12 protein-coding genes are annotated in these 15,410 nt (G+C 59.6%); all 12 read right to left on the bottom strand.

Annotated features, from left to right (window positions below; translation table 11 throughout):
* Nucleotides 1-46: 46 nt before the first annotated feature.
* Complete coding sequence (locus D8M41_RS02635; protein WP_006888695.1) at nucleotides 47-274, bottom strand: phosphopantetheine-binding protein; 228 nt, start codon at nucleotides 272-274, stop codon at nucleotides 47-49.
* A gap of 184 nt (nucleotides 275-458) precedes the next feature.
* Nucleotides 459-2,168 (bottom strand): (2,3-dihydroxybenzoyl)adenylate synthase, encoded by a 1,710-nt coding sequence (locus D8M41_RS02630; RefSeq protein WP_006888699.1) that lies wholly within the window; start codon nucleotides 2,166-2,168, stop codon nucleotides 459-461.
* 26 nt (nucleotides 2,169-2,194) lie between these two features.
* On the bottom strand, nucleotides 2,195-3,496 hold the full coding sequence (locus D8M41_RS02625; RefSeq protein WP_006888700.1) for an enterochelin esterase domain-containing protein: 1,302 nt from the start codon (nucleotides 3,494-3,496) through the stop codon (nucleotides 2,195-2,197).
* A 12-nt stretch (nucleotides 3,497-3,508) separates the two neighbouring features.
* The gene (locus D8M41_RS02620) at nucleotides 3,509-4,345 is read right to left on the bottom strand and encodes an ABC transporter ATP-binding protein (protein WP_037235336.1); all 837 of its coding nucleotides are present in this window, start codon (nucleotides 4,343-4,345) and stop codon (nucleotides 3,509-3,511) included.
* A gap of 14 nt (nucleotides 4,346-4,359) precedes the next feature.
* Nucleotides 4,360-5,469, bottom strand: coding sequence for a FecCD family ABC transporter permease (locus D8M41_RS02615; protein WP_006888694.1), 1,110 nt, complete (start codon nucleotides 5,467-5,469; stop codon nucleotides 4,360-4,362).
* Nucleotides 5,469-6,521, bottom strand: coding sequence for a FecCD family ABC transporter permease (locus tag D8M41_RS02610; protein ID WP_006888690.1), 1,053 nt, complete (start codon nucleotides 6,519-6,521; stop codon nucleotides 5,469-5,471). The genes D8M41_RS02615 and D8M41_RS02610 overlap by 1 nt, the downstream gene beginning before the upstream one ends.
* A gap of 198 nt (nucleotides 6,522-6,719) precedes the next feature.
* Nucleotides 6,720-7,826, bottom strand: coding sequence for a hypothetical protein (locus D8M41_RS02605; RefSeq protein WP_006888691.1), 1,107 nt, complete (start codon nucleotides 7,824-7,826; stop codon nucleotides 6,720-6,722).
* Nucleotides 7,827-7,939: 113 nt separating this feature from the next.
* Complete coding sequence (locus D8M41_RS02600; RefSeq protein WP_161970765.1) at nucleotides 7,940-10,564, bottom strand: Cyclin D1-binding domain-containing protein; 2,625 nt, start codon at nucleotides 10,562-10,564, stop codon at nucleotides 7,940-7,942.
* A gap of 142 nt (nucleotides 10,565-10,706) precedes the next feature.
* Nucleotides 10,707-11,750 (bottom strand): ABC transporter substrate-binding protein, encoded by a 1,044-nt coding sequence (locus D8M41_RS02595; protein WP_006887509.1) that lies wholly within the window; start codon nucleotides 11,748-11,750, stop codon nucleotides 10,707-10,709.
* Between the two features lie 256 nt (nucleotides 11,751-12,006).
* Complete coding sequence (rpe, locus tag D8M41_RS02590) at nucleotides 12,007-12,696, bottom strand: ribulose-phosphate 3-epimerase (RefSeq protein ID WP_006887513.1); 690 nt, start codon at nucleotides 12,694-12,696, stop codon at nucleotides 12,007-12,009.
* Nucleotides 12,697-12,731: 35 nt separating this feature from the next.
* Entirely contained in the window at nucleotides 12,732-14,480 is a 1,749-nt protein-coding gene (locus tag D8M41_RS02585) for an RsmB/NOP family class I SAM-dependent RNA methyltransferase (protein WP_126926341.1), read from the bottom strand.
* Entirely contained in the window at nucleotides 14,477-15,406 is a 930-nt protein-coding gene (gene fmt, locus D8M41_RS02580; protein ID WP_023133888.1) for a methionyl-tRNA formyltransferase, read from the bottom strand. The genes D8M41_RS02585 and fmt overlap by 4 nt, the downstream gene beginning before the upstream one ends.
* Between the last annotated feature and the right edge of the window lie 4 nt (nucleotides 15,407-15,410).

Raw genomic sequence — 15,410 nt, 5'->3', positions numbered from 1 at the left:
TTTCGTGCAGCAGAACTACATGTGGTTTTATATTGCTTTTGGTGTATTAGGCGATGCAGCTGGTAAGGAATTCAACAGTGGGGTTTTCCACCAGTTCGGTAAATTCCACGGTACTCCCCTCAGCGGCGAGATCATCGAGCAGGGCGAAGGCCCCCATGGAATCAAACCCGAGCGAGAACAGGTCGGTGGTGGGCTCGGCGAACGCGGTGTTCAGCGAGTCTTCTTCACGAATGTACTTGGCCAGTAGCGGGCGCAGGGTTGCTTCAGCGCTCATGGCGTAACTCCTTAAATAGTGTTTATCTGATGCGTTTCTATACGGTTTTAGGTGCGGCGTCAAGGGTACAAGCCTGCCGCCACCTGGCGGAGGGGAGGCACAGAGGGCGCGTAATGACCCGCCCCCTATGGCAGCCGCTCCTGTGCTCACGGCGGTGCCCCCGTCTGGGAACACCGACACGCACCTATTCTGTGAGCATGTCTACCAGGCGGGCACGCAACTCACGGCGGGAAATTTTACCCACATTCGTGGTGGGCAGCTCCTTGAGCACTTCCACCCGCTCCGGGATTTTAAAGGCGGCCAGCTTCTTCTGCGTAAAATACTCGTGCATCGTGCGGCGTGGGTTCTGCCCCAGCGATGCGCCTTCCTGGGGTACAAGCACCAGGCAGACACGCTCCCCCACCGTCTCATCCGGTAACCCTAAAGCCACGGCGTCCAGCACATCGGGGTGGGCTAAGGCGAGCTCCTCAATCTCATCCACCGCGATTTTTTCGCCGTTACGGTTAATCTGGTCTTTTGCGCGGCCCACTACCTCAAGGTACTTCCCGTCTACCAGGCGCACCAGGTCGCCGGTGCGGTAGTAGCCTTCATCAGTAAAACTGTAGGTGTTGGCGTTTTCTTCCTTGTAGTAGCCGCGGATCGTGTACGGCCCGCGGGTCAGCAGGTGCCCAACCTCACCGGGTGCCACGGGCTGGTCGTTATCATCAACAATCAGAATTTCGTCATCGTCGCTAATGGGCCGCCCCTGCGTATGTAACCGGATGCGCGGACTATCCCCGGCACGGGTATAGTTCACCAGCCCCTCAGCCATGCCGAAAACCTGCTGCACCTGCACACCAAGCACAGATTCGATCTTGCCCGCTACCGTGGCAGCAAGCTTAGCGCCGCCCACCTGAAGAACACTCAGCGACGGCAGCTGCACACCACGTTTCTCGGCCGATGCCACCCACGCCTGCGCGAGCGGAGGCACCAAAGCGGTGAACGTAACCCCCTCATTCTCAATGAGCGCGAACGCGGTCTGCGGGCTGGGGTCCGCGGCAAACACCATTTTCGCCTGAACACACATCGCTCCCAGAATACCGGGTGAACTCATGGTGAAGTTATGCGCCGCCGGCAGCGCCACCAGCATGGTGGTGTTGCAGGTGAGGTTGCAAATATCCGCCGAACCGCGCACCGAATACAGGTAGGCGGCGTGAGTACGCGGAATCAGCTTCGACACCCCGGTGGTGCCGCCGGAAAGCTGTAAAAACGCCACCTGCTCGCTTGCACGCGGACTATCAGTATTTTGGATAACCGCCGGGACGAACGGCTCGGCGAGCTGCTCGTCGCTAAGCGGCACCAACGGCTCAGCCGCATCAATACCCACGGGCGGGTTCAGCCCTTTAGTCTGCAGCTGTTCGGACACGTCCTGGTACAGCGCAGTAAAATCTGTGCCCGGGGTGCGGGACGAATACACGTGCGCGGCCGCATCCACACGGGCCGCGAAATGCGTCAGCTCACTGGTGCGGTGCTGCGGCAAACAAAATACCGGCAGCGCCCCAGCCCAGAAAATACCCATCAGGTAGATGAGATACTCGGCAGTATTGCCCAGCTGCAGCAGCACACGGTCGCCCGGCTGCACCCCGGCGGCGGCGATACGGGCCGCAGCGGCGCGGCCAGCAGCCTCCAGCTCAGCATACGAGTAACGAACCTGCTGCGGTTTACCGTCCTGCAGGTGCGCGTGAGAAAGCGCCACCAGGGCCGGGAAATGCGGTTTAGCCCGGCACGCATCCAGCAGAAACTCGGGGATGGTCTGATCAATCCAGTACCCAGCCTGGCGGTATCGGGCGGCGAACTCCTCAGGGATCAGCGGGGTTACCCCCAGATCGCTACGTTCTAGAGTCTGCTCGGTCATCTGTGATACGTTCTCCTTGGTCGAGGCTACTTCGCCGTTAAAATACGCTCCAAAGCGGGCACAATCGCCCCGCGCCAGCAGGCATAATCATGCCCGCCGTTGAACATCGTGTAGTTCAGGTGCATGTCCACACCTTTTAGCTCCTGCACCAGCCGCTGATGCGGGGGCACCAGCACCCATTCCTGCTCCCCCACCTCAACCTCAAGATGCAAATGGCGCAGACGGTGCAGCTCATCTGCTGAACGCAGCTGCTCTAGCCGGTCGAAAACCTGCGGCTGCCACAGCGACGCGGACTGTGCGATTGCCGCCCCGAACGCCTCCGGCCTGGAAATAACCGCCAGCAGGGAGGACAACCCGCCCAATGACTGCCCATTAATAATAATGTTCTCGGCAGGGGTGCGAATATTGTGGAATTTGGCCAGGTGCGGCAGTGCCTCATCCACAATATAGTCGGCGATCGGGTGCTCGCCGTTTAGCTCCTGCCAGCGGCGCTCACGGCCGCCGGAATGCAGGAAAAACACGTGGAACGACGGGATACGACCGGCACGGTACGCGCGGTTAAGAGTGTGTTCCATACCGTGGTTAAACCACACTTCACCGTCGAACAGGATGAACAGGGGGTCCTCCGGGGCCGGGTTGCCGACTTTACCCACCACATACATGTGCCCGTCGGGGGTTTTGAGCCAGCGCGGGGCTGGCAGCGTATCAAGCTCCTGCTGGCTCAGCAGAAACTCGTGTACCGGGGCGTCTTTCAGCTCCACCACGCCCATGCACCGGCCAATGCGGTTACACACGGTTTTAGGGTTGAACGGGTCACCCTCGCCAGCGTCAAGAGCGGCCCGCAGCATGACCTGGTCGCTCTCGCTCAGCCACACCGGGCGTTCCCCCGGTAGTGCAGGCACGAAACTATATGAGGCGCGCCAGTTAGTGGCCATCTGAAAGCTCAGCTGCCACCAATCTGTGCCTTCGATACGTTCCATGAGCGAAAGCGGCAGGTTTTTCTCATCAGTCAGACGGTTCACGAAAATAAGCACCTGCTGCGCCTCAGCGTGCCGGTACAGGAACGTGACGATGCGCTCGCCCTCATTCACGGTACCGTCCGGGTTATGCACCTGCTCAATGAGGGGGGTTCCTTCCCCAACGACCTCCAGGATGCGCGCATTGAGCTCGTCCGCGTTGATGGCCTGGTCAATGAGTGTGCTGATGAGAGGGCTGCTGACTCGGGGGGCGGGTGTGGGGCGCGGAGTTTTCGGCGGCACCGGTCGATCCATGATCGACGGTTTCATGGTCTGAACTGTGTCACACGGCGGGTTGTCTAGGTTACCCATGAGGGAGCCTCCTCAGTTACCTTCGCGGGCGGCGGCAATGGCGTCTGCCGCAATCGAGATGTTCTGCTGCTCAGTGGGGATCACGAGAGGGGTGCCCGTGCAAGGGTCATCAATGATAACGGCCTCCAAATCAAAAACCTCCCGGATCAGCCCAGATGTGACAATTTTCTTAGGATTACCTTGCGCAATGATTTGCCCACGCTTCATTAATACCACATGTGTGGCATAACGGAAGGCAAGGTTAAGATCATGAAGCACCACCGCCACTGTGCGGCCTTGCCTGTGCAGCTTTTTCGTGAGGTTAAGCACCTCAATCTGGTGGGTAATATCAAGGTAGGTGGTCGGCTCATCCAGCAGGATCAGCGGGGTCTGCTGCGCCAACGTCATGGCGATCCACACGCGCTGCCGCTGCCCACCCGAGAGGGCTTCGATGGGTCGTTCAGACAGCTCCAGCACATTCGCCGCCTCCATCGCCTCAATACAGGCTGCCTCATCCTGAGCAGACCAGGAGCGTAAAAGCGACTGGTGCGGGTAGCGTCCGCGCGCCACCACATCCGCCACGGTAACCCCCGACGGGGCTTCCGGGGTCTGCGGCAGCATTGAGAGGATCCGCGCAATAGCACGTGATTTCAGCCCTGAGAGAGGCTGCCCGTCAAGATGCACCTGCCCACCTTTAAACGGGATAACACGTGAGAGGGTTTTGAGCAGGGTGGATTTGCCGCAGGCATTTGGGCCGAGGATAACAGTCAGTTCCCCCTCAAGCACACTGAAATCAACGCCGTCGAGCACTTTATGCTCGCCGTAGCCCACCACTAAGCCGGATCCCTGCAAACGGGCGGTGCTGTTCATAGTCTGTGCGCTCACTAGCTCTTTTTCCTCTCAAGATAAATCAAGTACATCAGGTACAGCCCACCGATAGCGCCGGTGACCACACCCACCTGCATACCGCCTGGGATGGCGTACCGCCCAATCAGGTCCGAACCGAACACTAGCAGCGCCCCCATGAGCGCAGAACTGGTGAACCCCACCCCGGTTGTTTTGGTGAGGGTCTTGGCAATATGCGGGGCGGCCAGCGCCACGAACGCGACCGGGCCGGTGGTGGCGGTCGCCAAAGAAACCAGCAGCACACCAATAAACAGGGCTGCCACACGGTAACGGTTCACGCTCACCCCAAGACCGGCAGCCACATTATCCCCAAACCGGATGGCACCCAGCGGGCGCGTCACAAGCAGCAAAGCTGGCACCACAAGCGCCATTGCGATCATGAGAGCAAAGCTGCGTTCCCACACAATATCGTTAAGAGAACCGGCCAGCCACGAGGCGGCGGTCTGCGCTTGGGTGAGGGAGGCACGCACCACCAGCAAAGAATTGAGGGCAGCCAGGGTGGAGCCCACCCCAATACCCACCAGCACCAGCCGGAAACCGCGCAGCCCCGTATGCCGGGTCATGAGCCACACCAGCAGGGAGGTCGCTAAACCACCGATGACGGCTCCGGCGGCAACCTCAACAGGGCCGGAGTTAAAAACAATAATTTGAAGAAGCGCACCCGTGGCGGCACCATTGGTGAAACCGATAATATCGGGCGAGCCGAGAGTATTACCGGAAATCACCTGAAAAATAGCGCCCGATAGACCCAGTGCGGCACCCACCAGCAGCGCCGCAACAATACGCGCAGCCCGCAGGGGGACGAAAATGCGGGACGACCGGGTTCCGCCCCCTAAGAGCGTGTCAATCACCTGGAAGGCGCTGTATTCACGATCACCCTGCATGAGTGCCCAAATACTCAGGCAGAAAATCACAGCAACAAGCACAGAGTTCAGAATCACCACACGCCACGGGATTTGCGCAGCAATAGGCCCACGCAGGGTTACCACAGCTTTCCCGCCGAGGCTGCGGCTGCGGTTGCGGCGTTTTGTTGGGGCCTGCTGCGAATCAGCGGATTTCACAATATTGATAGTGGGCGGGGTGGCCATTAGAGCGCCTCCACCTTCCGCCGGGTCATGAGGAACAGGAACACCGGTGCACCCGCGAGGGTAGCCACAATCCCCACCTGGGTTTCGTGTTCATGCTGAAGAACGCGGGCAAGCACATCAGTGCCCAAAAGCCACACCGGCCCCAGAAGTGCTGAACCTATATTCACCCAGCGCACGTCGTTTCCGAGCAGGGCGCGCACCACGAACGGCACCGCCAAGCCCACGAACGAGATGGGCCCGATGGCGGCCGTTGCGGCACCGGCGAGAACCGTCACCGCCAGCAGGGTCAGGTTCTGGGTGGTCTGTACACTCACCCCCAGAGAAATGGCAGCGTCCTCCCCCATGCTCAGGGCGTTAATAGCCGGGGCTACGAAAAACGCCAGCAGCACACCGGCGGCGATCACCGGGCCGATTGCTGCAGCGATTGCCACCCCACGCCCTTCCAGGGAGCCGGCCACCCACAGGCGGAACTCGTTGTAGGCGTCCTGGTTAATGAGAATAAGGCCCTGGGTGAAAGAGCCCAAAGCTGCAGAGATTGCCACACCGGCGAGGGCGAGTTTGACGATGGAGCCGTCTTTACCGCGCCCTAAAACATACACTGCTGCTGCCGCAATAGCAGCACCGATAACAGCGACTACCATATACTGCCAGATGCCCATCACGCCACCGATGAACACCGAAAGAACCACCGCCACCGCAGCGCCCGCATTGACACCCATGAGGCCGGGTTCGGCCAGCGGGTTACGGGTGAGAGACTGCATGAGCGAGCCTGCCACCGCTAGCGCCGCGCCGCAGGTGATCCCCACAATAGTGCGGGGAATACGCTGCTCAAAAACGATAATACTGGTCTGGGGTGATGCCGTGCCGTTGAAGGCGTCAAGAACCGCTTGAAGGGAGATAGAGTTGTTGGAACCGAAAAGGAGCGAGGCGATAATGCTCGCCCCCAGCAGAGCCGCGAAGACGATGAGCCAGGTGATCCGTTGAGCGGTTTTAGCACCGTGGCCGCTGAGCGCGGTTGTTGGGACTTCGGCTCGCTGAGTGGTAGTGCTCAACGAGACTCCTTGGGAATAGTATTGGTGTGGCTTGTGATGAGTAAAACCTGCAGCACCCGAAAATGGTTCTCACACCGCCCTTTGAGTGGCGTATGCAGTGTACGTTTCGGGCGTTGTTCGCAGGTCTTGTGAGATGAGCGCACGCGCCGCAGGGCTGGTATACCGGGGTGCCGTGCGGCGCGTGCGTGTCTTGAGGGGTTACGCCTTACGGCGTACGATCACGATAATGGCTGCCGCAATAGCTGCTGCGGCCAGTACGATCGTACCAATCCACGGGAACTCAGAACCGTAGGTGACGGTCGTGTTCGTGGTTTCGTTCTTGGCCTGCGCCTTATCGGAGGAGTTCGACTGCTTGTTCACCCCGGAAGCATTCGCCTTGGCGGTAGCCTTCTTCTGGGTGGTACCGTTCGAAGACTTCTGCTTCTTCTCACCGTTGGTGGTGGTACCGTCCTCAGTGTTTGAGGTATCGGCGTCACCTTCGGTTTCGGAGTCGCCGCCATTTTCGGAGTTCAGGCGGTCGTACTCTTCCTTGGTGATTTTGTTGCCGTCGGCATCCACGTACTCGGTTTCTCCGCTGTCAGCAGTCCCGCCGCCGTTAGCGGAGGTGCCGCCGCCGGAGGTACCCCCGCCGCTGTTATTGGATGAGCCGCCATCACCGGAAGCCCCACCACCGTTATTGGATGAGCCGCCGCCGCCATTATTATTGGAGGCACCACCGCCACCAGATTTATTGCCGCCGCTGCGGGACCCGCCGTTTGAGCGTGATCCACCGCCGTTGTTATTGGAGGAACCAGAGTCTGAGGATGAGCCGCCGGAGTTGCCTCCACCGCTCTTGTTTCCGCCGTCGCTACCGCCGGTGACAGTGAAGACCGGACTCTTATTACTAAACGGCTGGGTGCCTAGAGAATCACCTTTAGAGTTCTTCTTCGAACCAGCAGCCAAGAAACGCAGGGTGTGCTGGCCATTTTCCAGGTCGCTGGGCAGCACGAACGAGCCCGATACGTTGCCGTTACCATCGCTCTTCTGCTGGTGCACCACGCAGGCGCCCTGGGGCGCATCGGCGGGGCAGGCATCACCGTCATCAATCTTGACAGACACCATAGTGTTCTGGGGGAACCCGCTGAGGTTAAACGAGATCACACCGCCGGACTTTACCGTGGGGCTCACGGTGGAACTGGTTCCGGGGGTGTTGCCGCTGGCGCCGCCGGGGGGCAGTGCATATGCGGTACCTACGCTCAGCCCCAGGCTGAGGGTGGCAGCAGCGCATACGGTAGCGGCCTTACTAAAAGGTGTAGAGAAACGCACGGTAGTCCTCTCGTAACAATACTAAATCTTGGGGGCGCCCCTGTGGCCCTGTGGCAGCGGGGCGGGGCACCAGAAACGGTGTGTTATAGACCCCCTATGAATGGTCAGGAAATCTAGTCGCTGTTCTTTTTCTTGAAAGTCAGCGCCAAGGCAAGCAGCACAATACCGGCCAGGGACATCAACAGGTTATTGGCGTTATTGGCAAACCACTTGGCGAAACCGGTCAGTTCGGTGCCGTTCACCCGGTGCTCGACCTTAGCCTGGGGGCTGCCGCCCTGCGATGCGGTATCGTTGCCGTTGTTGTCGTTGGCGGCCTTTGCCTGCACCGTCTTCTTGGCGGCGTTCTTCACCGGGCCCGTTGACTTTGACTTCCCATTAGCTGAAGTTGCTTTGCGGGCAGAGGCTGCCTTTGACTTAGCGTTAGCAACCACCACGCTCCGGGTGCCCGAAGTAAACGGTGCAATGGAGGCGGGACTGGTGCCAATGTTGCTGGAGACATACCCAACCCCCGCGTTTTGGTAAGGTGCCGGAGCGGTGGATACGGATACCGCATTGCCGCTGCTATCCCATGCCTGCCCGTCTTCATCAATCGTTACGTCAGGCTCAGCCGAATCGTAGGAAGACTGGTCAGCAGGCGATACGCTGCCACGCCCTGATGTACCACCACCACTGGGGGTGCTCTCGGTTGCTTCGGCAACGTGCAGCGGGGCCCAGCCAAGAACCTTACCGTTCTCCCCCTGGTTACCGCTCTGCACCACTATGCGGTAGTCTGCGGCGGGCAGCTCCCCACTCATGGTGTAGCTGACGGTGCGGTTCTGATCCAGCTGCACCCACTTAGAAGCCCGAGCCAGCTGCGCTGAATCACCCAGGTAGGGGGTAACCTTCACCCAGGTGCCCGGTTCAGCTTCGGGAACCTTCACGGTCAGCTGCTTGCCGTTGTGTTCAACGCTCACGCCGTGGCGGTCGCCTTCACCCAACTGGCTGGCGGGTACCGATGCAGGGTCGGCCCCGGGCTTGTAGTCGCCAATCACGAACTTGGTATTCACACCACCATCGCCTTCGGGGCCGCCGTAGGTGCCGTGACGGTCGCCCTTACGGAGGCTGCCGGTAAGCAGGCGCAGAGTGTGTTCACCACTGGTGACCTTCGCGAGCTCTTCCCCGCTCAGGCCGGTATTTTCAGCGGTGGGCAGGTCAATGTAGGTGTCGATATTACCGGTCTTCGCATCGGGCTCTACGATCGCCCAGATGGTGCGGTTCGAGTTCACCTTAGTGGCATCATTGTGTGAGACGGAGCCGTCATCAATCTTCAAGCCGATCTTTGAGACGCGCTTATCGTCAGGGTTGCACCAGCCGCTACCGGTAATGTGCAGCTTACCGCCGGGCTCCACGGTCGGGTTCTCGATCTTCAGCTTGGGGCTGAAGTCCCCGCCTTCAGGGGAGCACACATCTGTGTTCTCGGGTTCCTTGTATTCTGCGGCAGCCTGACCGTTCACGGGAATGGTCTTGGAGGTTGCCGCGCGCTGAGTGTCGTTCGGGGCGTTACGGCCGCTCTGTGCGGTAATGCTCAGGTAGTCGCCTGTCTTACCGGTTTGCAGCTGCTCGGGAACGTCGATCTCAATATCGAAGGTGCCGTCAGGGTTCAGCGCGTAAAGCCCCTGGGCGGGGTTTGCTTTGCCGGCATCGGGAATCAGCAGAGCCCACGTGGTGGAGTCAGCGCTCTTACCATTATCCCGCAGGTACTGATCAATGGCACCATGACCACCGGCGCGCGAGTACTGGGCGGGCTTGCCATCCTTCAGGTAGTTCAGCTTCAGCGCCACGGTGGAGCCGCCCTTGCCCTCGGCGTTCGTCCAGCCGCTGCCTTTAATACGTAGCTTCGAGCCCTTACCGGTGGTGTAGGGCTTAACGTACATTACGCCCGCACTACCCTGCCCGGTTGCGGGGGCATCAAGCTTGACCCAGTTGGACGTATCATTCTCATCCGCGGGCTGCTGAGGCTGCACCTGGGCCTGGTCATTGTCCTTGGAAGGCTGCCGCGTCTGGTTATCGCTCTGCGGGGTCTGTGGCCTTGCCTTAGGCTGCTGGGGCTGTTGCTGTTCCGTCGCTGCGGGCTGCTGCGGTGCGGGGGTCTGCTGGGGCTCTGCTTTGGTGTCGCCTACTGTCACCTCCAACTCAGCAGAACGCACCACATCAACCTTCTTACCCCCACCATCAACCTTCAAAGACCCCGACAAAAACGTCACAGTATGCTTCGAACCAACACCCCAATCCGAACCCTTCACATTCGAATTATCAGCCGAGGGAAACGGAATCCGAGCCACAAAATTACCCGCATCATCCGCCTCAACAACAGCAACAACACCACGCGAACCATACTCCTTACCACCATACGAAACCTGACCACGAGGCACCACAGCACCCCCATCAAGCTTCACAGCAGCAACAGACCCACCCCCATTCTTATCCTTCCACCCAGAACCAGACACCACAATCTCCTGCCCCACCTGAACAACCTTCACACCAGATAGCGACGCACCATCATCAGTCGTTACAGTCTGCTGGTCGGTATCGGTGTTATTGGCCTGCTGGGTGGCGGCCTGGGGGCGCTGCTGAGCAGCGGGGGTTACTTCCCCACCGGTGGCATCCGGTGCAGCAAAAGCTGCGGAGGGCGCCACCAAAGCGCTGGCGAGAGCAACAACTGCGCCGTAAGTAACAGCGTAACGAGTGTGCCGAGTCATGCGATTGTTCCGTTTCTTCATGTGGATTAGTGGTTGGTGGCGGCTGGGAACCGCCTCATATAGTTATGGTGTGCGATGCTGTTTGTGTCCGAAAGAATACCCGAAGTTGGGTGCTTCAACGGGATCTTTTCTCTCGGGAAGTCTAGCCCAGCAGGTCCTTCTTGACGTCTTCAATAATTCCCTGCATGAGAAGCGGACCACCGGTTGAGGTCCACTTGGAGCCGTCCACGAGTTTTACGTGATTCTCCTTATATGCTTTCAGCTCGGTAAAGCCGGAAGTTTCTTTCGCCTTCTTAAGCGCTTCTTCAGCGCCTTCAAGGCCCGCGTTGCCCTGAGCTTCGGGGTTTTCTTGGCTTGCGCCGCCCAATGTGCCTAAGAACATGTAGTCGGCATCAATATTTGCCAGGTTCTCCAGAGACACCGGGTCGGAGTGTCCCTGCCCCTTACGGTCCTGTGCGGGCGGGCGTTTTAGGCCCAAATCTTCAAGAACCTGCCCAGCAGGCAGCTCCTTGAGGATCAGGGCGGGCCCGTTACCAGCCCAGCGCACGATGGAGAAGGTCTTATCCCCGTACTTGGGGGCGAGTTCCTCCTTGGTTTTTGCGGCTAAAGCCTCATAGTTTTTAATGAGATCCTCGCCCTGATCTTTGAGGTTCAAAGCGTTGGCAACATTGCGGAAGTTAATGCGCCAGTCACCGCCAGCGTATCCGCAGTACACCACCGGGGCGATTTTTGTCAGAGTGCTGTAGGCATCAGAACGCTTATCCACACCGGTGGAATCGACAAGGATCAGATCCGGTTCCAGCGCATCAATTTTCTCGTAATTCACCTGTGCCACGGTACCAATCAGCGGAACATCTTTCGCTTTCTCTTTGAGGTAGTTCGGCACAGTTGACTGCCCACGCCCCGACACAGTACCTACGGGGTTGATTCCCAGGGCTAGGGCCGCATCCAAAGTAGGTTCAGAGAGAGTAACCACACGCTGAGGTTTTACAGGGACATTGACCTCTTCCTCGTCAATATCCTCTATCTTGCGGGTTTCCCCACTTCCACCGGAGGTGCTTGAGGAGGTGGATTCACCGCTGCATGCAGCGAGTGTGAAGGCCGCACCAGATGCCAGTGCCAAGCCCATGAAGTTCCGGCGATTAATGATCGACTCGCTAGAAACTTCGTTTTTCTCGAAAGACATAGCTCTCCCTAATTACTACTAAACTCCACCTAACCTTACCGCTATCTTAGCTTTACTTCAAGGAAACGAAAATTACGACTCACCGCAAGAAAGATGGCTGTACTTCCCTGTAAAAACAGGGAAGTACAGCCATCTTCACATATTTTTTACGGTTATGATGACACTATGTCCCTAAAAAATATGTGTGATGTTCATATAGTCCGCAAATATTTTTAGGTAAAACATTTATTAAGCATCACAATGCCCACAATGGTTACTACCCGCACCCACAGGCACCCCATGTTTTAGCGTATGCGCGGGTTGCCCTCTCACGAAGCGACGCGATCGCCTGCTGCGGGTCCTGCGCCCCGTACACCGAGCTGCCCGCCACAAAACATGTAGCCCCTGCCTCTGCCGCCCGCACAATGCTCTCCTGCGTCACTCCCCCGTCAACCTGCACAACCACCGGAGTCTCAGAACCGGCAACGGCCTCGGCGGCACGGCGGATCTTTGGCAGCGTCACGTCCAGAAACGCCTGCCCGCCAAACCCGGGTTCTACCGTCATCACCAGCAGCATATCCAGCTCAGAGAGCATATCCAGGTAGGGCTCCACGGGGGTAGCAGGGCGCAACGCCATACCTGCTGCAGCGCCCAGCTCCCGCAACGTGCGGGCCAGTTTAATGGGGGCCGTTGCGGCTTCGGCGTGAAAAGTCACCGATTCGCACCCCACCTGCGCATACTGCGGGGCCCACCGGTCAGGGTCCTCAATCATCAAATGCACATCGAACGGCACCGGGGAAACCTCACGCAGACGCTTCACCACCGGAAGCCCCCATGTAAGGTTGGGAACAAAATGGTTATCCATCACATCAATATGCGCCGCGTCCGCGGTTGAAATGTTCTCCAGCTCAGCCTGCAAATTTGCGAAATCGGCCGATAAGATTGAGGGGTTAATATGAATCCCCACTGCGTGAACCTCCTCGTGTGGTGCCCGTCCCTTTGTTATTTTTTACGGAACAACGCCAAAAACATGGCGTCGGTGCCGTGCACATGCGGCCACAGTTGTGCCGTACTTGATGCAGCATCAGTCACGGCTGGCGCACCCCGCTTCATGTGTACCTCAGGCTGGGTTCCGGGGTCTTTCTCCCCCGCCAGCACGCTCCTAGGCGAGCCGTCATCCCCCGATTCTTGCAGGGCCACCGCCTGCAGGGCGGCACGCGCATCCAGCAGGTGAACTTTCCCGCTTTCCAGAGCTTCAGCCACAATATTCTGGGTTTCGGCGGCGTGCGGTGAACACGTCACATACGCAATCACACCGCCGGGGCGGGTCACCTCAATCGCCGCATCCAGCAGCTGCCCCTGCAACGGCAGAAGATCCGCAATATCGCGCGGAGTCTTACGCCAGCGGGCCTCCGGGCGGCGCCGTAACGCGCCCAAACCTGAGCAGGGCGCATCCACCATAACACGGTCAAACAGGGCGTCCGGCCCCATGCTACCCGGTAATTTAGCGGCTTCACGGGCGAGGGTTGCGGTGATACTCCTGCCATCCCCAGTGAGTACCGTATACGTTTCTTCGGGGAGCGGGCGCATGGACTGCTCAACCAGCTTCGCGCGGTGCGGCGCTGATTCATTCGCCACCAGGTGAGCCCCCCGCTGGGCACCAAGAGCACCCAGAAGGGCCGCCTTACCGCCGGGACCTGCGCACATGTCAAGCCAGGCGCGGTCACTGCCCTCAATAGGTACGGCGGCCAAGGCACGGGCCACCAGTTGGGACCCCACATCTTGAGCCCGCACGGTGCCTTCTCTCACGCTTTCTAGACGCGCCAAGTCGCCAGCAGAGTATAGGGCTGAGCCCTCAACGAGTTCCCCGGGGACCGCACCGTTTTCCTCTGCCTCACGCAAGTCTCCCACCCCCGGCAGTGCCACCAGGTTCACCACGGGTGAGACGTTATTAGCCTCCAGCAGTGCACGGATCTCTTGAGGGTCACGCCCGTGCGCGGCAAGCGCCTGACGCATGGCACGCACAATCCACGCCGGGTGCGAGGTTGCAAAGCCCATCCGCTCCGTCTTGTCCTTCGACTCGGCTTCAATGAGCTCAAACCACTCATCGGCGGTGCGCTCACTCACTCGGCGAAGCACGGCGTTAATGAACCCGGATGGGCCCGAGCCGATTCGCTCACGCGCCAGCGAAACACTCTGATTCAGGGCCGCGTGGGCGGGCACCCGCATCTTAAGCAGCTGGTGTGCGCCCATCCGCAGAATAATGAGGGTGGTGGTGCCGATCTTATGGAGGGGCCGGTCGGCGCAGCGCGCTAAAACAGCGTCATAGGTGCCCTGGTTGCGTAAGGTACCGTAGGTAAGTTCAGTAGCGAGCCCGGCGTCGCGGTGGTCAAGCCGGTGCGCGCGAATAGTTTTGGGAAGCACCAGGTTCGCGTAAGCGTCAGATTCGGCAACGGCACGTAACACCTCGAAGGCTACCAGCCGAGCGGGGTCTGCGGTACGGCTACGCTGTGATGGGGCGCTGGCGGAGAAGCTGCGCTGTGACAGGCTGCGACGGTTACGCTCATGCCCTTTCCGGTTGCGTTCAGTGGCGCCGCCTCCGCCACGTTTCTGCCCACCACCGGTGGGTTTGGTGCGGGAGGTGCGGCGCTGTTCACTGGTGCGGCCATCAAATCGCCCGCCGCGAGCCGTTCCTTTTGCGGCGGGGCGGCGGGGCGGATGCTGGCCGTCGTTATTGTGCTGTTCGCTCATGCCAAAACCACTTTCCCTTCGGCGAGGTCGCTGCCTACCCCGCGCGCCCAGGCGGGCGCATCCATAACCTTTTTCCCGGCGGGCTGCACACGCACCAGCTGCAGCTCCCCCGCCCCGGTGCCAACATACACCTTTTTGCCCCGTAACTGTATCTGCCCGGGGGCAAGCTCAGTTTCGTGCGAGCCGCGCTGCAAGGCAGCGATTTTGAAGCGGTTGCCCGCAAGTTCGCACCAGGCACCAGGTTCTGGGGTGACGCCCCGGAACGTCGCAAGCACCCGTTCGGCGGGTTCGTTAAAGTCTAGGTGCCCGTCAGCGATACTCATCTTATGGGCGTAGCTTGCCTCACCGGTTTGGGGGGTTCCGGTCTGTCCCTCAGCAATGCGTGCGAATGTGCGCAGCAGCAGCTCCCCTCCGGTTTCTGCCAGACGGTTCAGGATGCTCCCTGCCGTGTCTTCATCGCCGACCGGGGTCGAGCCACATTCAAAAACTGGCCCGGTGTCCAGCCCCTCTTCAATGAGGAAAGTGTTCGAATAGATAGTGGTTTCCCCCGCCATCAGGGCACGCTGCACGGGGGCTGCGCCGCGGTATGCGGGCAGCGCCGAGAAATGCAGGTTCACCCACCCGTGGGGCAGCAGCTTAAGTGCTTCTTGAGGCAGTAACGCCCCGTAGGCAACAACGGCGGCGGCATCCGCACCTAGAGACGCAATAGCGTGGGCGGTCTGTGAAGACCACTGGGAGGCTTTAATCACTGGAATTCCCAGCTGTTCGGCTCGTTGGGCTACGGCAGATGCGCTCAGGATCCGTTTACGCCCCACGGGTGCGTCTTCTCGGGTGAGTACCCCCACCACCTCTACTTCTTGGGAGGCAACTAGAGCGTTGAGGGGGGCCACTGCTATTTCTGGGGTGCCGGCATACAAGATTTTCATGGCT

The sequence above is a fragment of the Rothia sp. HSID18069 genome (assembly GCF_003989155.1).
GTDB lineage: Bacteria > Actinomycetota > Actinomycetes > Actinomycetales > Micrococcaceae > Rothia > Rothia aeria.
Note: the sequence above shows the minus strand (reverse complement) of the source record. Positions and strands in the feature narration are given on the sequence as shown.